We start from the raw sequence: 24280 nt of genomic DNA on the forward strand, positions 1-24280 counted from the left end.
CAATTAACTTGCTAATCGAAATTGAGAAACTGCACCACCTAGTTGATCAGCAACTTTAGCTAAAGTCACTGATTGCTCACGTGTGTTACTGGCAGCAACTGTGCTGTTATCTGCCATTAATTTAATCTGATTCATATCTGATACTAACTTTTCACACACTTCACTTTGCTCATTTACAGCTGTATTAATTTGGTCTGTCGATTGATTAGTTTCTAATGCAGACTTAGTGGTTTCTTCCAAAGCATGAATAACTGTTTTAGAAGAGCTATCGATATTCGAAATAATCTTGCGTCCTTTTTCAGAAACCTCTTCTACCTTGTCATATTGCGAAGCAAGTTCCTGAGTAATACGGTCAATATTATTAGCGGAACTAGATGACTTCTCTGCCAGCTTACGCACTTCATCCGCCACAACAGCAAAACCTCGGCCTTGTTCCCCTGCCCTTGCTGCCTCAATCGCGGCATTTAAAGCTAATAAATTCGTTTGCTCTGCGATCTCTCTCACTTCTTTTGTCATATTAGTAATGACCAACGTACGCTCGACAAACCTTTGAATACACTCGCTCATTTCATTTACAACATTTTTTAATATCGCCAAATCTTGATTTAAATCCTGCATTCGTTGATCTCCACTTTTAGTAGATTGCAAACTACCAGCAGCGGTTCGCGCTAACTCAGTCGCAACAGACGCCAACTGACTTGCATTGGCATTCATTTGTTGAATTTGTACGGAAATTAAGCCGATTGCATTTGCTTGATTTCCAGCATTTTGATCTAACGCTCCAGATGAATTGATTAGATTTTTTGAGGATTCATCAACATGACTTGCGGCGACTCGAACTAAGGCAACGGCACCAGAAAGCTTTTCTACCATTTGGCCAAGTGCGGTCAATAATTGTCCCGTTTCATCATTACTATTCGATTGAAAGTGCAGATTGAGATTACCCGCAGCGACTTCATTTGCTATCTCAACGGCATGATTCAACGGGGAAATGATGCTTTTTGTTACCCTATAACCAACAAATAGACTGATCAAAATTGCAAATAAACTTGCCCCAAGCAACATGAAAATATCAAATTTAAATTTTTCATCAGCTTTTTTCGAACTTTGAAGAATTGCAGTAGATTTTTTTGCACGAATTACATTAATTTCATCCAGCAAAGTTTTCACGGATGGTTGAATTTGAAATTGATAGGTAACATTCGCATCAGGTAGATGATAGGTACTCATCATCTGGATGATTTCTTTTGCTTGTTTAATAAGCACTAGAGATGGAGGTTGGATTTTAGCCAACGACTCTTTTGGAAGAACGGTTAAGAGTTTCTGCAATCTAAGATAACTTGCCTCTAACTGTTGCCTACCATTCGAGATAAAGTCCATATTGGTTGCGGTAACTAGGTTGTGCGCTGATGCATCAAAACTTAGTATCTCAGCCTTAAAATCAGATAGCACTTTTGCTTCATTGCTTCTAATTGCTGCGTCCTTTAGTTCTTGATTAAGGGATAACTGATTCCACATGCTTACTGCCACAATACAAATGAGTGTCAATAAAACTACCGCAAAAGCATAGGTTAAACGCACTGCAATTCTTGATTGTTTAAGCATGTTGCCTCCCTCTTTTTTAGTTTTTTTATAACCTATTCTGTCTGATCGTAATTTCTGCCATCCACTTTTGCTTCGTTCTATGTAAAAGCAGCTAGGTAAATCTTTTGAAACCAAAGCGTACAACTGTACGCACACTTTATTGAATCTAGAACCAACTTTACAAAAAATAATATATCATATTTTTTAAATTAAAAACCAAGTGCATTTTATTTTTATAACGGATAAATTGTATACATTATTTTATAAGCAAAGTAATGCATATACCTAAGCGTCGTAGTGAAACTGATAAGAATAGATACGCTAGACCAACGAACAGGAAGGCGGCTCTAGATATGAAGCAAGTCAGAGCCATATAAGAAAGTTATGCGCAGATAAATGATAAATAAGAAGTTGTTAGCTGAAAAATAATGACTACTTCGTTAAAACATTTTGGAGGGGTGCCAAACAAGAACGGGAAACACTGCCTAACACCCTATTCCTCATTTTCGTGATGAGCATTGCCGCTTGTCAGTTGTTGCATTTGATAGAATTCCTGCTGCAACTTCTTTCAATAACTTAGCGCCAACCATCGCTGTCTGGCCCTGATAATCTCGTGCCGGATTAAACTCAACAATATCTGCCCCGACGATTGGCGCCCTAATCGCATGTAAGCAACGGATGAGTTCTCTTACGCTCATTCCACCGGGTTCATAATGAGATATGCCTGGCGCAAATGCGGGATCTAAAACATCAAGATCAATAGTTATATAAACAGCTCCACTAATATCCAAGTCTAAAAATTGCTCCCAATTTGTCATCTGAAAAATTTCTACGCCAAACTTTTCTGCTTGCTCATGCTGGTGCCCCGTAAGAGTACGAATCCCAACTTGAATTAATCTTGATGCAAGTCCTTCCTCCATTACCCTTGCAAATGGACTTGCATGTGACCAGCGGTTGTCGAGTAACTCATCATATAGATCTGGATGCGCGTCAAAATGAATAACAGTTAATTGATCATAATGTTTTTTAAATGCTCGTAAGATTGGATAAGAAATAGAATGATCACCACCTAGTGAAATTAGGGGCACCTTTCTTGATAAAATCTTATCTACGCTACTCACAATTAATTCGAAGGCATCAGATTCATGCTCGGATGAAATGGCAAGATTCCCTTCATCAACAATCAATCCACTCTTCCCTAGATTGACACCTTGCTCACTCCACCAGTTACTCGAATCACAAGCAAGCGCGCGACGGATTACATCAGGTGCCTCTGCGGCACCTTGTAAATAGGAAGAATTAAAATCTAGCGGTATCCCAATTAAAGATACATAACCACCTACATGATTAATCATTTATAGCCCCTTCTGTTTCCCATCTTATGTTGTTAAGGGATGATACCCAAGACAGATAGATACCTTGAGAAAGCATAAGGGTATGCACTTACAATTTGTAGTGATAATTCATCAAAAATATGTAATAAAACTCGACTTTATGTCGATAATTTCATACATTCTATATCAAATAAATTCCGCCAGACTTGCAAGAAGATGAGTCTGCTTATATTTGCTCCTTAGTTTAGATGCTAAGCATATTGAAGAAAATACTGATGAAGTTCGCAAGACTCGACCAACTAGATGCTATTGATACCAAACTTATCCAACTCCTCCAGGAAAATGGACGAGAGTCTGTAGCTGTTTTAGCTCGAAAATTAAGCATTGCCAGAACAACAGTGATAGCCCGTATTTCGAGACTAGAAGCCAATCAGGTCATCAAAGGATATAGCATTAGGTTAGGCAAAGAGGCAGCTGATAGTTACATCCAAGCTTTTGTTGGCGTCATCATCACTCCTAAACTGATTAGGGAAGTGGAAGCAAAATTAATAAAAATTGCTGAAGTTCGGCTGCTATATGCAGTCAGCGGCGAATTTGATAATGTTTTACTGTTAAAGGCTGCAACACCAGAACGCCTCAATACAATTCTAGAAGAAATTGGCCTAATCGATGGTATTGAACGAACAACGACCTCGATCATTCTGTCTAAGAAAATAGAAAAGGATCATTATTAAGAATTCTAGCGTTCGTCAGGGGATAATGTACAACCTGATTAGCAGAGCAAGAATATTGCCTGCCCTGCAATTAATCTCTTTTGACCACCTGTTTACGCATCGCAGTTGCTGAAAGCTTATATTCTTTTCTGAACACCTTAGAAAAATGCGAGCTTGAAATAAACCCCGTTTCGTTAGCAATGTGTCCTACAGCATAGTCTGTATTTAGTAAGTATTTTAGTGCTAAGTTTAATCGTGCCTTAATGGCATACGCGGTAGGACTTATATTCGTTTCAGCTAAAAATAGCCTCTCAAGCTGCCGTGTACTTAAGTTAATCCGCTTTGCGATCGCATCAATAGGTAACGGATCTTTTAGATTTTTCTCAATAATACTCATCGCCGCCTTTACATAGGGATTCGTGACTCGATGAACTAAAACAGGATATGGCTGTTTATTTTTTTCCCCGGTTTTCACATCATCCATCATAATTCTTAAAGACTTTTCAGCGACTTCATTGCCATAGTGCTTCGCGATGAGATGAGCCGCTAATTGCGCAACGCCGACACCGCCAGCACAAGAAAAGATGTTTCTATCCTGAATATATAATTCTTCACAGCTTGCATTGACCAGTGGAAACTCATGCTTGAAATGATTTATATGAAACCAATTTACACTAACATTTTTATGGTTGAGCAACCCCTCTTTCGCCAACAAAAATGTGCCAGTGCATAATGCAACCACTTTTGTATTTTTTTGACAGTGATAATTTATAAATTGTCGAACCTCTTCATCCAATACCAAGTGTCCACGCAGAACACCTCCAACTACAATTAAATAATCGTAATGAACATCCTTACTTAACTTTGCGGTAGGTAATACCTCAATCCCTGTACTTGATCGAATAAACTGGCCATTTGGCGAGATAACATCCCATCTAAATCGAATCTGCCTACTCGCATCGCCATCATCAGAGGCCAACCTAAAAGCATCTAAAAAATTGGAAAATGCACTGAGCGTAAATTCAGGGGAGAGAATAAATCCTAGTGAAATCTGGTTTGCTCTCATTGGACTAACACCCCATTTATTCGTACTGAATGCATTGAATATTGCTCTCTTGCTGTAGATGCAGTGATACCAAACTCATCTTTAAATGATCTACAAAAATGCGAAAGATCGATGAAGCCACATTCTGAGGCGACATAAGAAATACTATAAGTGGATTGCCTAATTAATTTGTTTGCATGTGCAAGCCGCAATTTCAGGTACAAACGTGTTGGACTTACACCAAGCTCTTTCATAAATAGTCGTTCCAAATGACGTGTGCTGACATTTAGATTTGAGGCAATTGACGCAACCGTTAAAGGATTTCTGATATTTTTTTCAATAAATAGAATGGCCTTTTTCACTTTTGCACTTCTAGCGCTGGTCAGTGTTGTTGGTGGAGGCTGTAAAGATTGAGCAGGCAATGGAAAATCAGATTGCAGAATCCGCAAAGATTGAACTGCTTCGTATTTTCCTCTATGTCGTTCGATAAGATGTGCCGCTAAATGCAGAGCACCAATCCCTCCAGAGCAAGTGATAAATTGATTATCTATCGTGAATAAACTATCAGCGTTTGCCTTGATTTTTGGGAATTCGTTAATGAACTGATCATGATGAAACCAGCTGATACAAACCTTTGAAGTTTTGAGCAGCCCTGCTCTAGCTAAAATGAATGTTCCAGTACAAATACCAATCAAGGTTGTTTTAGCCTTTGCCGCTTCAAGCAAAAACTCAATAGACTGGTTGGGTAGCTTTTGATTATTTTGGAGTAACCCACCAACAACCACGATGTAGTCGTAATGTTTGCGGTCATAAATAGTCCGCGTCGGAACGACCTTAATATTGCAACTTGATTTAATCGGCTGATAGTCGTGACTAATCACATCCCAACTAAAAAAAATTGGCCGACTCAGGTCCCCATCATCAGCCGCGAGTCTTATTGCATCTAAAAAATTTGAAAATGCACTGAGTGTAAAGTTTGGTGCTAAGACGAAACCGATTGAAATAGGGCCATCTTTTAAAATTGATGGATGTAGATGAGTATTATTCATATAAACCCTCAGACTTCTTTATAACTAATGTGATCTATATGCTTCAGAGCAAACGCTGAACAATCAAAAAAGGCCAATAAAAGATAACCGAAGTTACATTTTATTGGCCAACCCCATCTTCAGAGGAACTACTAGCATAAAACTTGGACAACCAACGATCTTAGTTTTTGTTTTGGAACCAGTATGGTTCACGATTAAATACGCGCTCAACTATTGGAATAAAAGTCTCTAATGGCTCACTAGGATAGTTTTCATCAAATGATGACTGATCCCAGTTTTCACAAAAATCTACAGTGAGCTGATACCAAGGATGGTCTTTGTATGCTTCTCTCGCATACTTATCCCAACCTAGATGTTCACCATAATAAAAAGTTTGAAATAATGCGTGGTGCTCGATCACCCAACAGACATCTTCACGCACAAACGGTCTTAGAATTTCTGCTGCTGCGCGATCATGATTTCTTGGTGCGATGCCATCTGCAATGTCATGTAAAAGAGTCGCGACAATCCAATCGTCATCAGCACCATCTCTCATCGCTCTTGTAGCACTTTGTACAGCATGTTCGTATCGAGTAATGCGATAGCCTTCAAGCGTTTCTGTTTTTTGGCGAATCAATTCTTCAATTAAACGACTTGCAGTTCTTGTACAGAATTCATTCTCTAGTTTTCTCAGAAAAATAAACTCTTCGGCTGTGCCATCTTTCATTTGCTTAAAACTAACATGTTCCATCTTGAACCCCTCTCCACATGGTTATCAAAACCAGTGATCTCTTATTTACAAAAAAGCCTTAATGCCCATTTGAGTGTCCACAACCCATTGCCCACGAAGTAGTTGCTGAGCACCCCAAATTTTTTTTGCATTCGATCACTTGGCTCTTATACAGGCGTATCTTACAAGAAAAAATATACCACATATTTTTTAACAGTAAAATATATTTGATATATTTTTATAAAGAATAATTCAAACATAAAAACACAAAGACATATGCTAAATTACTTTTGATAAGGTTGTATTCTTCAGCAACAACCTAATACATTGTTTTTAATATATTTTTTTTATAACCTGTTGAAAAGCATCACCATAAAAAGTGTTTTTTTTGTCGTTCTTTTGTAAATTCACAACTTTTATAGATGTATTTTTCTTCATAAAATTTTCTTATTATTTTTATGCTAAAATAAAATTTTGAAACTGAGCGTGCACCAAAATGACTGAAGCATTAGCCGCAGACCTAGAACATGACGTTTCTTTAGACCGAGTATCACTTGGGAAGGAAATCCGAAGTCTCAGGAAGGCTAGAGGTAAAAAGCTGAGTGAATTAGCATCAGCCACAGGCCGATCAATTAGCTTCATTAGTCAACTAGAAAGAGGCAATGCGGAAAGTTCAATATCTGACCTGCGCAGAATTGCACATGCCCTTGGTGTTCCACTTGGGTGGTTTCTAATTACAGAAAATAAACCTAGCTTAGAAATTGGCCGCGTTGTTAGATCACATGCACGAAGACGGCTTGGTGAAGGTGTTGGCGGTCTATCTGAAGAGTTACTCTCGCCACATATTGGAGGTTCTTTTGAAACCTTCTTAACAACAATTCAACCCGGCACAACGATTCCAGAATCTTGCAGAGAAACAGAAGAAGAATGTTTTGTTTTGCAAGGGCAATTGGAGATTTGCATTGGCGGGCATACTTTTACCGTAACCGAAGGGGATACCTTTCGAATTGCTGGAGAGCCCTATCACTGGAAAAATACGGGGGACATTGAAACAAAAATTATCTGGATCATATCACCCCCGATTTACTAAAATTCACGATTAGATATTTTCTAAATACTCTTTATACAAGCGCCCATAATTAGCAAGCTGGTCATCATCAATGTCACCTACACCACTGATGAAAAACGGCTTGCCATACTTCATGTTGATTCTAAAAGCCAACACCTCAAAAGGGCTTGTCAGCTCTTCTAATGTCCTGCGGTAGCGACCCTCTTTTTGATAATCAGAAGCTTTTGACCAAGTAGTAACAGCAATACTGAGTTGCTTACCTTCAAGTACATATCTTGAACCGTATGCCCATCCATCTGTGAACACGTCATCAATCCATTTCTTTAATAGAGATGGACAGCTGTACCACTGCATTGGGAACTGTAAAATAATACTGTCAAACTGTTCAATTAATTTCTGTTCCGCAACAATATCAAGCTTCTCTTCAGGATATTTTGAATATAGCTTGGCTACTTCAACATCATCCATACCGGATATGCTGCTAATTAAACTAGAGTTAATCCTAGACACACTTAAATCAGGATGTGCAACAATAACTAGCTTCTTTGACAAAATTTTCTCCAGTAAAAGGCTCTAGGAAAATTCATATCCTAGAGCCTTTTCATTACGATTATTTAATGTACCAACCCCATGGCGCATCACTTACATACGCGGTAATTTGTTTGGTTTCTAAATAATTATCCAATCCCCATGGGCCTAATTCACGTCCAATACCGGATTGCTTGTAGCCACCCCATGGCGCCTCAGTAAAGGTAGGTTGTGAACAATTAATCCAAACAACACCTGCACGTAAATTAGCTGCTACACGCTCAGCTAGTTCATTGTTTTGACTCATCACAGCAGCAGCCAATCCAAAGCGAGAGTCATTCGCAAGTTCAACAGCTTCTTGCTCTGTAGCAAATGGTCTTACACAAACCACTGGTCCAAAAATTTCCTCAATCCAAGCTTCGCTGTTTAATGGAACATCTGTTAAGACAGTTGGCTCGAAGAAGTAACCCTGCTCCATATTCGCTGGACGACCACCGCCTGTCAGAACCTTCGCACCATCTTCTTTTGCTTTCAGTACCGCATTAGAAACATTGCGATGTTGTGTCTCTGATACTAAAGGTCCCAATAAAATACCGGCATCTAGGCCATTACCAATGGTAATTTTCTTCGCTTCTGCAACTAAACGATCAAGGAACGATTGGTAGATCTCTTCGTGAACAAGCACTCTAGAGGTTGCAGAACAAACCTGACCTTGGTTCCAGAAAATACCGAACATTACCCATTCAACTGCTTTCGCAATATCAGAATCAGGGAACACGATTAATGGAGATTTACCACCTAGCTCTAAGGTTACACGCTTCACATCTTTAGATGCTGAAGCCATAATGCGAGAACCAACAGGGCCAGAACCAGTAAAGGCAAGCTTATCAACTAAAGGATGATCAACAATCGCCTGACCAGCAACAGAACCACGCCCAGTTAGAACATTCAGTACACCAGCCGGTAATCCAGCCTCTTCTGCAACGGCGGCTAATTCTAGAGAAGTTAGCGGAGTAACTTCAGCTGGTTTTAACACAACCGTACATCCCGCAGCCAATGCAGGAGCAACCTTCCATGAAGCCATTAATAGAGGGTAATTCCATGGAACAATTGCACCGACGACCCCAAGCGGCTCACGTACCACTTTGGAGGTAAAGCGATCATCAGATAATTGAATATCTGATTTATTATTTGTATCTAACTCTTCAGCTAACTTTGCATAATACTCAAAGCAACCTGCCGCATCACCAATGTCCCATTCAGCTTCTGGTCTTGGCTTACCATTATCTTTCACTTCCAGCTCAGCTAACTCAGGTAAGCGTCGTCTAATAATTTCGGCCATTTTACGAAGATATTTCGCACGTTCACTACCTGGTAAGGTTGACCAACCATCCTTATCAAATGCTCTACGAGCAGCTTTAACTGCAATATCGACATCATGCTCTGAGGCAACCGCTACAACGTGAAGCAAGTTGCCCGTTGCAGGATTAAAAATCTCTTGTGTGCCGCCATGAATTGGAGAAACCCATTTTCCATCAATAAATAGTTGATTTTTCATAGTTAACTTTTAAGTTAAATTGATAAAAATTTATTGTCCATTCTGAAATGGGCAATATCACGACTTAATTAAATACTTCTTAGGAATTGCATTTCTAAACACTCGATCAAGCACCACTGCAAGAATCACAATTGCAAGACTTGCGCGCATGCCCAAACCAAATTCCATTCTAGATAGCCCACGAGTGACCTCGGAACCAAGTCCACCGGCACCGACAAGTCCTGCTAAAACAACCATTCCTAATGAAAACAGCACACACTGGTTAATACCAATTAATAAAGTAGGCATCGCTGAAGGTAATTTTATCTTCCAGAAAATCGTACGTTCTGTCGCACCAATTGCAGAACCAAGTTCTATACGGTTTTCAGGTATTTGTGTCATCGCTAAAATGGTTAGCCTAATCAGAGGTGGTACCCCATAGATCACCGTAGAGATCAACGCTGGCACCACGCCTAAACCGTATAAAATCACAGCGGGAACTAAGTACACCCAAGGAGGCAATGTCTGCATCATGTCTAAAATTGGCTGAATGGCGATACGCAAAAATTTGTTTTTAGAAATCAGAACCCCCATCGGAACCCCGACAATGACGGAGAAAATTACCGACAATAAAATAATCGCGAGTGTTGGAACGGTTGCTTCCCACATACCTAAACTTAAACAAATCAACATACCAATTGACCACACCAGCGCACTTCTCCATCCTGATAAAAACATGATCAAGAATGCGATGATGAGAATCGTTGTTTGTCCTGAAAAGAAAGTAAAGACGTGAACAATTGCTCTGATTAATGCATCGAAGAAAATTGCTACTTCAGCAAACAAACCATGAAAGTTAATATTCAGCCACGACAAAAATGGAACAAAGTAAGAACCTGGTGAAACCTGAATAGCATCCATTATTTGCTCCTTTCTTTCATTCCAAAGCGTTGGGTAATCCGATCTAACACAATCGTGACAACCACAATGGCTAAACCAGCATCTACAGCTTTATCAATTTGTAGGGAACGCACTGAGTCATAAATCACTTGTCCAAGACCGCCCGAACCAGCAATTCCAGCAATAACTACCATTGAAAAACTGAGCATCAAACTTTGATTAATCCCTGCAAAAATCGATGGGACTGCAAATGGCACTCGAATTTTAAATAGATGAGATATGCCTGTTAGACCAATGGATGTCCCTAATTCGTTAAACTGAATTGGCGTAATACTGATGCCATGCGCAGTTAGACGAAGTGCAGGAGGAATAGCAACTAACCATGTAGCCCACATTGCTGTTGCAGGTCCAAAGCCTAACAAAGCAATACCTGGCAAAAGATATATATACGGTGGCATTGTTTGAATAAAATCCAAGACAACATCAGCCCACCGAATAAACTTAGTGGTTAATCCCAATAAAATTCCTAGTGGAATAGCAAATAATAAGGCAAGGAAAGTCGAGCTAATCACTAATGTCAATGTAGTCATTGTTTCAGACCACAGTCCCATTGCTTGACATAACCATAAGCCGAGACTTGCAACTACTCCAAAGATTCGACTTACAAAGAAAAACCCATAAATACCAATCACTAAAATAAAAACCATCCAATTGAAACCTTGAAAAACATGGTTTAGCAAATTAAATGATCCATTTAGGACTGCACTAATGCCATTAAAAACGTCACCTGCGTTATCAGTAAGCCAAGATAGGCTTTCCTCGATAACCTGATCAAATATTGGTATTACGTCTACCATTTACATCTCCTTGATGATGTATTGTCTAAGTGAAATTAATGAGAAGCCCGGACTGACTTCAACAAAGTTTCACGACTTACAACACCAACAATTTCATGATTCTCAACGATGGCTAATTTGTCAGAATGAGAACCAATAGATGCATCAATTAACTCTTCAAGAGAAGCATTAACATCTGCTTTCGTACAAGAAGAAAGGCTCTCTAGCTCAGAGGAATTTACCGCCTCCATCACTGAGTGAGCTTTTACTAATTTTAATCTAGAGACACCTTCCATGAAGTTAGCGACATAATCATCGACTGGATGTAATGCAATTTCCTCAGGTGTGCCGATTTGAATAATCTTGCCTTCTCTCATAATGGCGATTCTGTCGCCAATCCTGATAGCCTCTTCAATATCATGAGTAATAAAGATGGTTGTTTTCTTAAGAGAAGTAGATAACTGACGGAATTCGATTTGTAATTGTTTGCGAATTAAAGGATCTAAAGCACTAAATGGCTCATCCATCAACAATACATCTGGGTTAGCTGCTAATGCACGGGCAATACCCACCCGCTGTTGCATACCGCCAGATAACTCTCGAGGATAGCGATCTGCCCAGTTTTTAAGGCCAACAGTCTCTAACGCCGCTAAACTTTTTTCTTTACTGATTGTTGAATTACACCCTTGAACCTCAAGGGTTAACATAACGTTTTGTAAAACTGTCCGGTAAGGTAAAAGTGCAACTTGTTGGAAAACCATTCCAATAACTCTTGAGCGCAAGTCTCTCAGTTCTGCGGCTTTAAGTTTGCAAATATCCTTACCACGGACAATTACTTCACCACTAGTCGGTTCAATTAGACGGTTGAAATGTCTGATTAATGTAGACTTACCACTTCCAGATAGACCAATAATGCAGAACGTCTCACCTTCTGCAATAGAGAAATTCGCACCGGCAACTGCCGCGACACATCCGAATTCTTTTAGTAATTGATCCTTCTCGTAGCGGCCACTTTTTGCTGCTTCAATACTTTTTGGACTTTGATTACCAAAGATTTTCCAAACACCCTTACATTCAACGGCAGCCTTTTGCTTAACGAGATTGGTTTCATTCATCATTTTCTTACTTCCATCTAATTGGTGCTGTAATGTTCTGAAGCTAATCATTGGCGACATATATGAAATATGCCGCCAATGACTTTTTATTATTTCGCCATCACGCTCCATTTAGAAACAAGTTCACCATGGGTTTTCCACCAGTTATTTACGGCTTGATCCATTGTTTTGCCATTTTTAAGTTCTGTACTGATGCTGCCTACATCTTCAATCGGTACAAAAATACTTGCCAATGCTTCACGTGCTTTAGGGTTTTGTGCAGAGAAACCTTTTTTAGCAATAACTGTATAGGCTTGTGGAGGAGCAAATACACCCTTAGGATCATCTAAGAATTTCACTTTGTACTTCTGTTCCATCCAAGATGGCTTCCAAAGTACAGTTACTAATGGTTGTTTACGCTCAGTGCTAGATTGCAATTGCGCGGTCATCGCTGCAGTACTACCATCTACCAACGTATAATTTAGAGCGTATTGTTTAATCGCCTCTTGGGTTTCGCGCATCAAACCAGAACCAGGTTCAATACCAATAATTTTGCCACCCACTTGATCTTTAACTGAATTCAACTGCTCGATCGAAGTAATTGGCATGTGAGCTGGAACAACAATACCCTGGCGCAAACCAAATGAAATGTTTGATACTTTTTCTAATTTATCTTTATTCTTTGTCCAGTAATCCGCTGCGGCGTAGTTAACAAATGTCACCATGGTATCTACATCGCCACGTGCTAGAGCACTATAAGCAATACCCCAGTCGGCAAATGTAGTTACTTGTACTTTATAGCCTTGGCTCTCTAAGAATTTTTTGCTGACCATTGAAATTGAATTTACATCTTCCCAACCAAGGGTACCTAATTTGATAACACCCTTGTCTGCTGCAGTTGCGCAGAAACTCATACCAAGAATTAAAGATGCTACTGTCAATTTAAAAATCTTGCGCATAATTCCCTCTCCTCTAGAAAAATTACTTAATAAAATCAAATTGAATCGTATGGATACATCACTATCTTAGTGGTCAGCTATTTTCATAGCTGACCATTTACTACAAAAAACTTTTCTATTTCATTACTTAATTTTTATTTCAGTAATGGAGCAATTGCTTCTTTCAAAGCCAACTCTTCTTGTGCGCTAATTGCACGTAGTGGCTTACGCAAGTTGCCGGTGCCATATCCACGTAAATGAGCGGCTTTCAGTACCATTGGCAAATAATTACCGGTCCACAGTAAAAGCACTGAAGGCAACATTAGCTTCCACAATTCCAATGCTTCTTCTAGTTTTTTCTCTTTAATCAAGTTGTAAAGTTTTACAGCCTCTTTAGGCATGTAATTTGCTGTACCTTGAATTGCACCAACTGCGCCGCCCATAAAAGCAAATGGAGCAATCGTATCTGCACCATTTAATACTTTCACAGATGTTTGTAAGTATTGTTGGTGTGTAGTCATATCACCACCACTGTCTTTAATATAATTAAAGCTTGGTAGTTCAGCTAAACGTAATAAAAGAGGTACTGAAACAGCAATTCCAGTTGATTGAGGAATGTTATATCCAACAACATCTACTTTAATTGCAGAATCTAATTCTTCGTAGAAAGAAAATAAGCCATCATCATCGGTTGGACCTTCAAAATATGGAGGCAAAACCATCAACGCATCTGCACCATTGGCTTCTGCATGCTTAGAACGGCGAATCACTTCATCCACATTTAAAGCAGAGGTTTGGCAAATTACATTACAACGTCCATTGATACGCTTAATGCCAATTTCATATAACTTATTACACTCTTGTTCAGTCAAATATGGATGCTGACCGGTACCCGCCCCTAAGACCAAACCATGCACACCATCAGCCAAATACTGTTCAATAAGTTCTTCATATGCGCTAAAGTTAATTGAACCATCGGCATTGAACGTGGTTTGCATTGCTAAATTGATGCCTGACAAATCTGCCATTTCTGACTCCTTAAGATTAAATTTCTTTACCTGCTTGTTTAAAACGCCAACCAGTAACAAACTTCACTCCAAGGGATGTAATAATCCGTGGATAGCCTCTGCTTGGCGGTGCTTTACGTTTCAGAATGTCAATAGATCTAGAGTTCATGCCTAGCGCTAGTTCAGCGATTGCTTTGCCAAATCCAGTACCACGAGAAATCCCTGTGCCATTACAATAAGCGGCACCATAAACGTTTGGCGCTAACTCGCCCCAAACCATTCCACCGTTTTGTGAAAGTGTTAATAGACCGCCCCAGCTAGCGACAAACCCCATAGAAGCTAGATCAGGCCATCGACGTTCAAAAGAAATTTGTTGATGTTTTCTTGCGTTCATCACGGTCTCTTCTGTCGTTTTGAAGTGATCCGCATAGTGATAAACATTGCGTAGGAATAAGCGGTTATCAACAGTTCTTCGAACTGTTGTCCCGAAACTATTTGCAGGAATCAAACCAAATGCATTTTTATTGCCGACTTGTGCCAATTCATGTTCAGTCAATTGACGAGTCATACTTGCAAATGTGTAAACGGGAATAGCGGAATTTGGATAGAAGCCAAAGTTCTGCAAATAGCCAGCTGTACAGATAATGACTTTTTTCGCACGGATGATTCCACTTTGGGTTTCAAACGTATGTTGCGACTTATCAAAAGTAGCTTTTTTGACAACCGTATTTTCAAGTACAGTTACATTAGAAGGTAAAACCCGCGCCATATTTTTCAAATATTTTGCTGGTTGAATTAAGATTGTGCCAGGATGATGCAGCGCTTTAATATAATGATTGCTGCCGGTCATCTCTTTCATTTGATCTTTTTCGACCCAGCTATATTTCTGGCCCATGCGATCAAGTGCTTTTGAAAACATTTTCAGGTCATTAACACCACTTTCGGTGGCCGCGCTATGGTATTTACCTTGAGGATCCCAATCGCAATCTACACCAAGCTCTTCAACAGCTTGTTTTAGATATTCATTACCTTCTGTATTAACGTATAACTCGTCACGGTTACCCTGATCATCTTCCACAAAATCTTGCTTACGTGGATTATGAGAGAGATCAATAGCGAAACCCATGCAACGACCTGAAGCGTTATTTCCAATACGCCCAGCATCCACTAGTACTACTTTTGCTTCTGGACGAAGTTCTGCATATCTGCGCGCAGCATGCAACCCCATCCAACCAGCACCAATTACCAAGCACTCACAAGTCACATCACCGTTTTGCTTAATTAAAGGCAACTCATCACCAGATGTCAGATACCAGCCAGAGTCTGTCGGCTCCATTTGTGGTGGCTTTACGTTAATACTTTTATTCTGAACTACCAAGATAGATCTCCTCGAAACAGATAACTGCTTCAAAGCCATCGCCCACAGAGTGAATCAACTCACTCCTAAGACTTACATCACAAATTTCTTTTGCAAAACCACCTCAAAAAAAACCTTACTGATGTGCTTTGACAACTCCCATTTAGCGCAAATGTCTGCACTTGCCCTTGACTCAAAACAATAATATCAACGTAAAAAAATATTTACAATAAAAATATTTAACTATTTTTTTCGTTGAAAAAATTAAACAACTTATTATGTATGCAAACAAAAAGGTAGTTTTGTATTGTTTTTCAAAGAAAGAAGGGAAGACCTTACGGTAAACGATTACATCTAGCAATATTTTTTTGAGGTTTTGTTAGGTATTTCTGGCCCTGTAAGTAGAGAGAAGCAGCAATCACTTAATTTTCTTACATGAAACAGGATTAAAACGTCAGACCAGCTTTGAGCAGCAAATAAATTAGCCCGCTAATTAAATTGTCTATCCGTGGATTAGCGCCACAAGTAGTTAAGGATTAATGCGTTAAGAATATAGAAACCTTAAACCAATCACTCTCAGATAACGATTTTCATCGTTGTAATGTTGTTTCATTTATTATCCCAGACGCACATCTCTCCTATGTTGAAAAAACAAATCAGCATGTCCTACCTTGCATTCCACCAAGCTGCAATTTGCATCGGTTCAGAATAAAACAGGTCGTAAGAAGCCTAACTAATGATTATTTCGGGCTTTTAAGATCATGTTCTTTAAATTGGTTAGATAAGTGCGAGATAGCTATGCAAGCGAAAAATCAAACATGATGGCAAAGACTCGATCAATTTTTTTAGCCAAAGCCTCTATTTTGCTTATCCCTTTGCTTTGGTCTGTTAACTATTATGTTGCAAGAAAAGCACCTGGAGTGATTCCCCCCTACATGCTCACACTGATCAGATGGGGGATTGGAGCCTTTGTTCTTACGCTGTTATCAATGAAAGAGATTTTCCAATTCCGGCATGAGATTTGCCGTAACATCCACAAATACATCATTCAAGGATTTTGTGGGATGGTTGTCTGCGGTGCATGGGTCTATATAGGAGCCCAATCAACCTCCGCAATGAACATCGCACTAATCTATGCTGCAGCCCCGGTATTAATTGCTGTGGGCTCATTTATTTGCTTGAAAGAACGTCTCCAACCATATCAACTTCTTGGAATTCTGATTGCTCTTTTGGGAATGATCCATGTCATTGTGAAAGGCCAATGGCAGGCATTAAGTAATCTTGAGTTTGTAATCGGAGATATATGGATAGTTGCCGCAACAATTTCTTGGGCAGTTTATAGTGTGCTTCAGTCTATCTGGGTAAGTCCATTAAGTGGTAAAGCTCATCTCGCTGTAGTTACCTGTGCATCATTACCTATGATTATCATTGGTACTCTCATTGAAGCTCAAAATGTAGGCACACCAGTAATTAATCTCTATGGTGTTTGGCTTGCTTTTGCCGCTGCGATTTTCCCTGGTGTATTAGCCTACTTAATATATATATGGGCACAGCAGCAGATTGGGCCTAACAAGGTTGCAATCACCTTTTATCTCGGACCACTATATGCATCTGCTATCGCTTGGCTCGTGTTGAATGAATCCATGCACCTCTTCCATCTCCAGGCAGCGTTATTCATCCTATCAGGGGTCTACTTAGTCTCTCGAGGAAAAGTGTAATACTTTTGAGTAGGACAAGTGAGAACACTACTTTTGGAGCCCCCTCCCCTACTGGGCCTTGTTTCTAAGAGAAGCATGTAACGCAGACTCCACCCCCCCCTACAATAAATAATCAAAAATATTTCCTTCAAAAATAATTTTACATTTATATTATTTTAAATAATAATTTAAAACATCCAGTAAGTGTACGATGGCTAACTAAATTCCAAATCAAAGAAAGTTCTAATGTCAACCGCATTCAGGCAATCCTTCGTGGAGTCTGCAAAACAGTATCTGCCAATCACTATTGGTCAACTTCCCTGGGCCATTGCAGCTGGTAGTGTTTTAAAATCTGTTGGATTAAGCTTTTGGGAATGTGTTGGCATGACAGTTATTGTATATAGCGGAACGGCTCAGCTTGGCACAATTACCTTAATCATGGCGGGAACATCTCAATGGCTTATCGCTCTTGCCGCATGCGCTTTTAGCATACGTTTCCTCTTGTTTAGTGCCTTAATAGCACCAGCATTTGAAAACAGTAGCAAAAAAATGCGGCTTTTTGCTTCATATATTCTTATAGATGGCGTGATTGCAATTTATAGCAATACAATTTTATCTGAGAAAGATAAGGCAAAACGATATGGTGTCTACTTAGGACCATCACTTCTGAATGTGGTTACTTGGCTGGCAGGTACAACAGCAGGCGTGCTATTTGCCGATCAAATCCCTGAAAAATATCATTTCGAGTTTATGGCGACTATAGTACTTAGCGTATTACTCGCCCCTGCATTTAGGCAATTAAAATCATTGATTGTTTGTCTAGTGAGTGGATTAACTGCGTGTTTGTTCATCAATCTACCTATGAGAACCGGCTTTTTTGTCGCAATCTTGGCAGGTATCTTCACTGGCGCACTCTTAGAACGGCTTCAAAAGAAAACATCATGAATAACAACTCTATATATTTATGGTCTAGTTTTTTAATTGTTGGCCTAGTAACTTTTATTCTAAGAGGGAGCTTTATCGTGGCGGGTAAGCGATTGTCCTTGCCTGATGAAATGAAAAAATATCTTAGCTACGCACCTTCAGCAGCACTTGCAAGTATCATTGGTCCAGAATTATTCATGCCACAAGGAAAACTAGTATTACTTAGTGGAGAAACACTAGCAGCATTCATTGCGATGGGAAGTGTGTTTGTTTTTAAAAAAAATTGGGTTCCATTTGTTATTGGGCTAATTTGCTTACTCGCGTTTAATGCATAATTTTCAAGAATGTATCGATTATAAACGACGTTCTAGTCTGACTTACCGCAACGGAACACTGAAGACTAAGTTGTAGAGTAAATTATGACAAGGTCTCCTTGCTATACTGCTTATATTAAGCAAGACAACTGACACAAGAAGCCAAGAATGATGGTGCATAATCCCCCTTTGATTTTGCCATATGTAGTTCAAAACGCTCCAGGCATTTCTAGTATCAATGTCAATTCTTACCTAATAATATTAAATAGCCTCTACAGCTAGTTTCTGATCCTTAAGTAGCTCTCTTAGCGTATTCACCTCACATTCAAATTTCCAAAAATTGACAGTGATGAGCTAGGTGCACAGTCGCGCTTAAAGTAAAAGACGACTAATCCGTAGCGCACTGATCAAAGAAATTAATCAGTATGAAGAGGACATCACGAATGTAAACATTCCCTAGTAATGGGGATTATCATTTATATTTTTTTCCAATCGAAAATCAAATATCCTGGTTAATAAGTCAATAAAGCCAATCAGGGCGGGGAACAGATCAAAATATAGTGTATCCGTCCCTCTCCACATACAAGTATGATTGGGGATCCCCAAAAAAATACAAGAAGTTTGTCTATCCACATCAATCAATGCAGATTTCAAAAATAGACCAATACAAGCCAATAGGCATCCCTGTTGATCATTAATACTCGACACATACTTGTGTAGATTGTAGTAAATGGGTATTCACAGAAATTCTATGGCCGTTGGTTCATGTATGAATCTACATGAAGAAGCTAGCCCCACTTTTAGCTTGAATATCGGATCACGGTGAATTTATTAAAATATAATGATGCCTAATTTGCAGGAGTTTATAAGTTACACTTTTCTCTGCTTGATGTAAGAATCCAATGTTGATCTCGATATTAGTTTTCAATGAGAATCAACTGAGAATGCATTTATGAAAAATCATCATATGTAAACTTCATCGAGCGATTAATCACAATGTTGGTGCAATGTTTCAAAAAAAATTTCGCCAGTCTTTGATCAAGATACACACACTATCAAAATGAGAAATGAACGATTCTAGGTGATCTACATTTTTATATGACAACTGTCAGATAAGCCCTCTAACATCACTCCCCTTCTCCCCTTCTCTTCTTTTAGTATAGAAGTTATTAGCTAGCCCTGTTTTGGACAAATTAATTAGTAATAAATATCAAATTTCTGCTGGAAAAGTTCATTTTGGCAGATCTGTGCAGTTTAAGCCCTAATAACTCATCTCCTAAAGTCTTGCAATTTGGTTTAATTATTGAATTAAATATGCAATGAGACAGCTCTATGATGACTTCTAAACCAACACTTGATCTAACCACCAATAGCACTGAATTTGAAGTTAACATTAATCCTGATGCAGAATCTGGATCTTATAACCGGTTCTTTTACCTTATAGAAGAACGCGCGTGGTTGGTCGAGAGTCTTTATTTTGCAATAATCGAAGACAACGTTCGCGTAACAGCACATGACAAATTCGCCGACGACAAAGACAAAGACATACTGCTAACTGACAAAAAATGTTATCGAGATGTCTGTGCATTCGTTACGTCACTAATTGCTAATGGCATTCAATCACCTGTAGCAATTTTCTATATGATAAAAGCCGAATTTCAAGATTACATTGAATAAAGTACATTGTGACAAAATAATCCATAAAAACTATTCAATTTATCTACTGTTGAAGAGTCACAAGATGGAAGCAGCTATATATTTAAATGCCGTAATGTAGAACGAAATTTTCAGGTCTATCGAGTTGAGATCTCGATATAGAAGGTGTAGCAAGTTACTACACCTTAAAACGAGACAGCGACTCTGATCAGACTATTAAGTTGAAAAACATGTGCATCTAACTCTTCGCGAGGGGTAACTTATTGATACTCAGTTTCTTATTTCGATTCGGCCATAGAAATTACTGTGATACGAAAGGGGAGAGACAAAAGATTGTGTAGCAACTTACTACACCTTGAATAAGAAACCGTTTATTTATCATACATGGGAAAAATCACGTTAGATCAACAAAACCGTAGAGTGTAGTAACTTACTACACTTTTCCCACAATCAAATACAGTAACTCACATCATCCTTGAAAACCAATCTGATGAGCCAAGAGGGTAGTGTAGTAAGTTGCTACACTTTGAAATAATATGCATTTATAAGACAAATCGCTACGATGCCGTAGTAGTGTAGCAACTTACTACACCCATATATTTTAATGCATTGAATATCCTATCCATGCATCAATGCCTGGATAGGGCAGGGCGATAATGCCGAGACTTACGTAACAGGCTTGAAAAAAGCGCCTACTTGAATCCTGTCAGATACTTATCCCATATTATTCATTATCCAAAGATTCGTCCTCCACAAGACTCTTCTTAATTAGCCATCTTAAAGCCGAGAGACTACATAAAGACATGTGTAGTAAGTTACTACACTTTGAAATAATAAACTCTTTGGGAGTGACACCATATAAATAGCACTAGAGTAGGGGAGGGCATTAATTCAAAATACGAACCTACTTACGTATCAAAAATCTCCACCTATAACACACAGCGTTGTAGCACTAATGGCAAGAATGAACACAGTCTATAAAATCATATCGATCACGGTAAAGACAAATAAAATAGTATAAAAGCCCATACATTAAGTAGATCATGAGTCGATTGATCTAAAAACAAGATTAATGATTAGAAATTATCTATATAAAACAAGGCTAAACGCATAATTTATAGACAACCACACAAGGAACGCATAAGATAGTCAACAACTGTATCAGACACAATTTACAACATATCAAACACACAAATTAAGAGATTAATCATGGCAAATTCAGCAGCCCCAATAGGGCACACAACATGGATCTCCGTTGCAAATCACAAAGGTGGTTGTGGTAAGACAACTACTGTTGTTAATTTAGCGGCAGAATTTGCGCGCTTAAAATTTTCCGTACTGGTCATCGATCTAGATCCCCAAGCAAATGCGTCTTTGCACATTGGAAAAAAGCACCCCAGCGAAGTAGCAGTAACATGTGTGGATATTCTATTGAAAGATAATCCGGCATTACCACAAGCGATTCATTCCGATACCAATATAGAGGGTGTAGATCTCATTTATGGTTCTTTGACTTTAGGAAAGGCTGAGGATGAATTAAAAGATCTATCCCCAAGGCCATCAGAGGAGTTACGCCAGAAATTAGATCCGCTAAACGGTATCTATGACATCATCTTGATTGATTGTCCGCCATCACTGCGCTTATTGACTAGTAATGCGCTTGCAGCGTCAACCCACTACATGATTCCCATTGAATCCGGCAGTCAGTACGGCTTGTATGGTGTTCATGACTTAACCCATCATGTAGAAAAACTAAAACGGATTAATCCAAAATTGGAACTTCTAGGCGCTCTACTAGTTAAGCATGATGAAAGACAAAACGTTTGTAAAATTATGGAACGTGCTGCTAGAGAGCAAATAGGAAAGCTAATTCCGATCAAGATCCCAACAAGTACAAAAGTGAACCAAGCAGCTATCGCAAACATGAGTCTGCATGCGGTAGATCGATCTGCAAAGATCTCTCGAGAATTTAAAGATCTCGCCCAATACATAGTCAATGAATTAAAGATTAAACCAATTGATCATGAGTCAGCAGATTAAGTAGAGGTAAATAAAAAATGGCACGTGATTTATCAAAATTGCTAGAAGCAAAGCTACAAGAGAATACCAACCGGCACATTGGTGCGCATCAAGAAACGTACTTTGATGCAGGAAAAGAGTATACAAAATTACCAGTAAATCTAATTGATAAAAACCCATACCAACCTCGTATCATATTTCCTCAAGAGGAAATTGAAAGCCTGGCAAACTCGATCAAAGAGCTTGGATTAATGCAGCCAATCTCTGTGCGCAGAGTAGGGGACCGATATGAGCTAATTGCAGGGGAAAGACGACTTCTTGCTCATAAGCATTTAGGAAAAAATACTATCGAAGCTTTGATTGTGCCAGCGAGTGATGCCGAAATGGCAATGCAAGCATTAGCAGAAAACATTGATCGCTCAGATTTAACAGATTTTGAGATCGGTATTGCACTTCGTGCCATCGAGTCAAGTTTTGAAAACAAAACACGATTAGCAGAAGCAGTGGGCATTAACCGTGAAGATATGTATAAATATTTTGCCTTTGATGACTTGCCTGATTTCATCAAAGAAGAACTAAAAGAGTATCCAGGTTTACTCTCCCGTGCTGCAGCGGCAAAGATTAAATCACTTCTTGAAAAAACAGAGGAACATATTATTAATCCAATTCTAAAAGAGGGTTGGAAAAAATTGATCAAGAATGAGATCGATCAAACAAAGTTATCTGTCTGGATCGCTCAACAAATCGAAACAACAAAGAGTGATGATAGTTCTGCTAAACAAATGTTGCTTCGTGATTTCACTAGACAAGGGCGAAAAGTGGGTAGCTACCAAGCCACCCCACATGGCATTACAATTAAATTAAAATCCAAGTATCTAACAGAAGACCAGAAAGAAGCTTTGCAGCTGTATATCTCTGATCTTTTAGAGCCAAGTCAATCAGTGTAGTAAGTTACTACAGATCGTAAAAACATGGATGATGAGAAAACTAGCAAATCTGCACTTTTGGAAAAAATATCTTCGCTAGAAAAGAGTGCTACCAAACGAAAGTCAACTCATACAAAGCAAGGGGAGTTAATTCCCCTCAAACATCAGCCAGATTTCTTTGTTGCTAATCTGGTTGACGTTTCATTCAAGGGCGATATGGCATCAATGGATGCCCCATTGTTCAGCCTTTCCTTGAAGAAAGATTTGGAAATATTTAAATGGACAAGTGTGGATGGATCAAGAAGTATTGAAATTGCACCATCTGCATTTGGTCGAGCGACCATGTTTGATAAAGATGTTTTACTTTTTATCGCTAGTCAGATGACCGATGCAATCAACCATAAAAAACCAGTCAGTCGAACAGTACGCTTCACTGCACACGAGTTTTTAGTCGCCACAAACCGTGATACCAGTAAAAATGGTTATAAGAGTATGAACGAAGCGCTCACCCGCTTACGCGGTACAACCATTAGAACTAACATTGCAACAGGTGGAAAGCAGATTAATCAGACGTTTGGTTTAATTGACTCCAGCACCGTAGTCACATCCGATACAGGAAGAATGGTACAAATAGAAGTCGTATTAAGTGAATGGTATTGGAATGCAATTAATAATCATGAAGTGCTAACGCTTAGCGAAGATTACTTTAGATTGAGCAAGCCGCTAGAACGTAGGCTGTATGAAATTGCAAGAAAGCATGTGGGGCGGCAAGGTACATTTAGAATAGCACTAGACAAACTATGGCAAAAAACAGGTAGCAAAAGTGAACTGAAAAAGTTCAAGTTCCAACTTAAAGAACTACAAGAAACAGGGACGATTCCAGATTATGGATATACGCTGTTGGAAGGGGATATTGTCGAGTTTTACGAGAAAAACTCCCTAACAAGAGCTAAAAAAGCCAAAATTAATATTGAAATTGAGACTTAAACTAAAATTTAAAGACGCTTAATATAAAAAACATAAGAAAAACAGGGGTTTGCAGTC

The 24280-nt window shown here is 39.0% G+C and carries 22 protein-coding genes; 9 read left to right on the plus strand and 13 right to left on the minus strand.

The genetic code is table 11. The annotated features are described in order from the left end of the window. Positions 1–3 precede the first annotated feature (3 nt). The gene (locus LIN78_RS16315) at positions 4–1605 is read right to left on the minus strand and encodes a methyl-accepting chemotaxis protein (protein WP_227181944.1); all 1602 of its coding nucleotides are present in this window, start codon (positions 1603–1605) and stop codon (positions 4–6) included. 479 nt (positions 1606–2084) lie between these two features. Then, positions 2085–2939, minus strand: coding sequence for an agmatinase (gene speB, locus LIN78_RS16320; protein WP_227181945.1), 855 nt, complete (start codon positions 2937–2939; stop codon positions 2085–2087). A gap of 254 nt (positions 2940–3193) precedes the next feature. Here speB and LIN78_RS16325 point away from each other — a divergent pair, with 254 nt between their 5' ends. Then, positions 3194–3652 carry an Lrp/AsnC family transcriptional regulator gene (locus LIN78_RS16325; protein ID WP_227181946.1) on the plus strand — a complete coding sequence of 153 codons (459 nt, stop codon included), beginning with the start codon at positions 3194–3196 and terminating at the stop codon, positions 3650–3652. Positions 3653–3722: 70 nt separating this feature from the next. On the opposite strand, the gene LIN78_RS16330 is transcribed toward LIN78_RS16325, so the two are convergent. The 3 genes from LIN78_RS16330 to LIN78_RS16340 all read right to left on the minus strand — a co-directional run bounded on the left by LIN78_RS16330 (position 3723) and on the right by LIN78_RS16340 (position 6455). Next, a complete protein-coding gene (locus tag LIN78_RS16330) occupies positions 3723–4697 on the minus strand; it encodes a GlxA family transcriptional regulator (RefSeq protein WP_227181947.1) in 975 nt (324 codons plus the stop codon). Next, positions 4694–5725: a GlxA family transcriptional regulator gene (locus LIN78_RS16335; protein WP_227181948.1), complete on the minus strand. Its 1032-nt coding sequence runs from the start codon at positions 5723–5725 to the stop codon at positions 4694–4696. Before LIN78_RS16335 ends, LIN78_RS16330 begins: the two co-directional genes overlap by 4 nt. A 160-nt stretch (positions 5726–5885) precedes the next feature. Next, positions 5886–6455 (minus strand): HD domain-containing protein, encoded by a 570-nt coding sequence (locus LIN78_RS16340; RefSeq protein WP_227181949.1) that lies wholly within the window; start codon positions 6453–6455, stop codon positions 5886–5888. A gap of 475 nt (positions 6456–6930) precedes the next feature. On the opposite strand from LIN78_RS16340, the gene LIN78_RS16345 reads away from it, so the two are divergent. After that, on the plus strand, positions 6931–7524 hold the full coding sequence (locus tag LIN78_RS16345) for a helix-turn-helix domain-containing protein (protein ID WP_227181950.1): 594 nt from the start codon (positions 6931–6933) through the stop codon (positions 7522–7524). Between the two features lie 9 nt (positions 7525–7533). On the opposite strand, the gene LIN78_RS16350 is transcribed toward LIN78_RS16345, so the two are convergent. The 8 genes from LIN78_RS16350 to LIN78_RS16385 all read right to left on the minus strand — a co-directional run bounded on the left by LIN78_RS16350 (position 7534) and on the right by LIN78_RS16385 (position 15721). Then, positions 7534–8055, minus strand: a complete 522-nt coding sequence (locus LIN78_RS16350) for an NAD(P)H-dependent oxidoreductase (protein ID WP_227181951.1) — start codon at positions 8053–8055, stop codon at positions 7534–7536. A 58-nt stretch (positions 8056–8113) separates the two neighbouring features. After that, on the minus strand, positions 8114–9589 hold the full coding sequence (locus LIN78_RS16355) for an aldehyde dehydrogenase family protein (RefSeq protein ID WP_227181952.1): 1476 nt from the start codon (positions 9587–9589) through the stop codon (positions 8114–8116). Positions 9590–9646: 57 nt separating this feature from the next. Continuing rightward, positions 9647–10489: an ABC transporter permease gene (locus LIN78_RS16360; protein WP_227181953.1), complete on the minus strand. Its 843-nt coding sequence runs from the start codon at positions 10487–10489 to the stop codon at positions 9647–9649. After that, positions 10489–11325 (minus strand): ABC transporter permease, encoded by an 837-nt coding sequence (locus LIN78_RS16365; protein WP_227181954.1) that lies wholly within the window; start codon positions 11323–11325, stop codon positions 10489–10491. Before LIN78_RS16365 ends, LIN78_RS16360 begins: the two co-directional genes overlap by 1 nt. 35 nt (positions 11326–11360) lie before the next feature. Beyond that, on the minus strand, positions 11361–12530 hold the full coding sequence (locus tag LIN78_RS16370) for a quaternary amine ABC transporter ATP-binding protein (RefSeq protein ID WP_227181955.1): 1170 nt from the start codon (positions 12528–12530) through the stop codon (positions 11361–11363). Beyond that, entirely contained in the window at positions 12509–13357 is an 849-nt protein-coding gene (locus LIN78_RS16375) for a glycine betaine ABC transporter substrate-binding protein (RefSeq protein WP_227181956.1), read from the minus strand. The genes LIN78_RS16370 and LIN78_RS16375 overlap by 22 nt, the downstream gene beginning before the upstream one ends. A gap of 134 nt (positions 13358–13491) precedes the next feature. Beyond that, the gene (locus LIN78_RS16380; RefSeq protein ID WP_227181957.1) at positions 13492–14364 is read right to left on the minus strand and encodes a dihydrodipicolinate synthase family protein; all 873 of its coding nucleotides are present in this window, start codon (positions 14362–14364) and stop codon (positions 13492–13494) included. 16 nt (positions 14365–14380) lie between these two features. Beyond that, positions 14381–15721 (minus strand): NAD(P)/FAD-dependent oxidoreductase, encoded by a 1341-nt coding sequence (locus tag LIN78_RS16385; RefSeq protein ID WP_227181958.1) that lies wholly within the window; start codon positions 15719–15721, stop codon positions 14381–14383. Positions 15722–16485: 764 nt separating this feature from the next. On the opposite strand from LIN78_RS16385, the gene LIN78_RS16390 reads away from it, so the two are divergent. From LIN78_RS16390 to LIN78_RS16420, 7 genes are all read left to right on the plus strand, one after another. Then, positions 16486–17418, plus strand: coding sequence for a DMT family transporter (locus LIN78_RS16390; RefSeq protein ID WP_227181959.1), 933 nt, complete (start codon positions 16486–16488; stop codon positions 17416–17418). A gap of 225 nt (positions 17419–17643) precedes the next feature. Further along, positions 17644–18342 carry an AzlC family ABC transporter permease gene (locus tag LIN78_RS16395; RefSeq protein WP_227181960.1) on the plus strand — a complete coding sequence of 233 codons (699 nt, stop codon included), beginning with the start codon at positions 17644–17646 and terminating at the stop codon, positions 18340–18342. Next, entirely contained in the window at positions 18339–18656 is a 318-nt protein-coding gene (locus LIN78_RS16400; RefSeq protein ID WP_227181961.1) for an AzlD domain-containing protein, read from the plus strand. Before LIN78_RS16395 ends, LIN78_RS16400 begins: the two co-directional genes overlap by 4 nt. 1311 nt (positions 18657–19967) lie before the next feature. Continuing rightward, on the plus strand, positions 19968–20312 hold the full coding sequence (locus LIN78_RS16405) for a hypothetical protein (protein WP_227181962.1): 345 nt from the start codon (positions 19968–19970) through the stop codon (positions 20310–20312). Between the two features lie 1188 nt (positions 20313–21500). Continuing rightward, complete coding sequence (locus LIN78_RS16410; protein WP_227181963.1) at positions 21501–22331, plus strand: ParA family protein; 831 nt, start codon at positions 21501–21503, stop codon at positions 22329–22331. 17 nt (positions 22332–22348) lie between these two features. Continuing rightward, positions 22349–23257, plus strand: coding sequence for a ParB/RepB/Spo0J family partition protein (locus tag LIN78_RS16415; RefSeq protein WP_227181964.1), 909 nt, complete (start codon positions 22349–22351; stop codon positions 23255–23257). A gap of 24 nt (positions 23258–23281) precedes the next feature. Then, positions 23282–24223: a replication initiator protein A gene (locus tag LIN78_RS16420; protein WP_227181965.1), complete on the plus strand. Its 942-nt coding sequence runs from the start codon at positions 23282–23284 to the stop codon at positions 24221–24223. Positions 24224–24280 lie beyond the last annotated feature (57 nt).

The sequence above is a fragment of the Leeia speluncae genome, from assembly GCF_020564625.1.
Lineage (GTDB): Bacteria > Pseudomonadota > Gammaproteobacteria > Burkholderiales > Leeiaceae > Leeia > Leeia speluncae.

What these genes read in the sequence shown, in the direction of transcription:
- LIN78_RS16315 (WP_227181944.1), bottom strand. Translation starts at nt 1,605, where the DNA reads ATGCTTAAACAATCAAGAATTGCAGTGCGTTTAACCTATGCTTTTGCG.
- speB (WP_227181945.1), bottom strand. Translation starts at nt 2,939, where the DNA reads ATGATTAATCATGTAGGTGGTTATGTATCTTTAATTGGGATACCGCTA.
- LIN78_RS16325 (WP_227181946.1), top strand. Translation starts at nt 3,194, where the DNA reads ATGAAGTTCGCAAGACTCGACCAACTAGATGCTATTGATACCAAACTT.
- LIN78_RS16330 (WP_227181947.1), bottom strand. Translation starts at nt 4,697, where the DNA reads ATGAGAGCAAACCAGATTTCACTAGGATTTATTCTCTCCCCTGAATTT.
- LIN78_RS16335 (WP_227181948.1), bottom strand. Translation starts at nt 5,725, where the DNA reads ATGAATAATACTCATCTACATCCATCAATTTTAAAAGATGGCCCTATT.
- LIN78_RS16340 (WP_227181949.1), bottom strand. Translation starts at nt 6,455, where the DNA reads ATGGAACATGTTAGTTTTAAGCAAATGAAAGATGGCACAGCCGAAGAG.
- LIN78_RS16345 (WP_227181950.1), top strand. Translation starts at nt 6,931, where the DNA reads ATGACTGAAGCATTAGCCGCAGACCTAGAACATGACGTTTCTTTAGAC.
- LIN78_RS16355 (WP_227181952.1), bottom strand. Translation starts at nt 9,589, where the DNA reads ATGAAAAATCAACTATTTATTGATGGAAAATGGGTTTCTCCAATTCAT.
- LIN78_RS16360 (WP_227181953.1), bottom strand. Translation starts at nt 10,489, where the DNA reads ATGGATGCTATTCAGGTTTCACCAGGTTCTTACTTTGTTCCATTTTTG.
- LIN78_RS16365 (WP_227181954.1), bottom strand. Translation starts at nt 11,325, where the DNA reads ATGGTAGACGTAATACCAATATTTGATCAGGTTATCGAGGAAAGCCTA.
- LIN78_RS16370 (WP_227181955.1), bottom strand. Translation starts at nt 12,530, where the DNA reads ATGGAGCGTGATGGCGAAATAATAAAAAGTCATTGGCGGCATATTTCA.
- LIN78_RS16375 (WP_227181956.1), bottom strand. Translation starts at nt 13,357, where the DNA reads ATGCGCAAGATTTTTAAATTGACAGTAGCATCTTTAATTCTTGGTATG.
- LIN78_RS16380 (WP_227181957.1), bottom strand. Translation starts at nt 14,364, where the DNA reads ATGGCAGATTTGTCAGGCATCAATTTAGCAATGCAAACCACGTTCAAT.
- LIN78_RS16395 (WP_227181960.1), top strand. Translation starts at nt 17,644, where the DNA reads ATGTCAACCGCATTCAGGCAATCCTTCGTGGAGTCTGCAAAACAGTAT.
- LIN78_RS16400 (WP_227181961.1), top strand. Translation starts at nt 18,339, where the DNA reads ATGAATAACAACTCTATATATTTATGGTCTAGTTTTTTAATTGTTGGC.
- LIN78_RS16405 (WP_227181962.1), top strand. Translation starts at nt 19,968, where the DNA reads ATGATGACTTCTAAACCAACACTTGATCTAACCACCAATAGCACTGAA.
- LIN78_RS16410 (WP_227181963.1), top strand. Translation starts at nt 21,501, where the DNA reads ATGGCAAATTCAGCAGCCCCAATAGGGCACACAACATGGATCTCCGTT.
- LIN78_RS16415 (WP_227181964.1), top strand. Translation starts at nt 22,349, where the DNA reads ATGGCACGTGATTTATCAAAATTGCTAGAAGCAAAGCTACAAGAGAAT.
- LIN78_RS16420 (WP_227181965.1), top strand. Translation starts at nt 23,282, where the DNA reads ATGGATGATGAGAAAACTAGCAAATCTGCACTTTTGGAAAAAATATCT.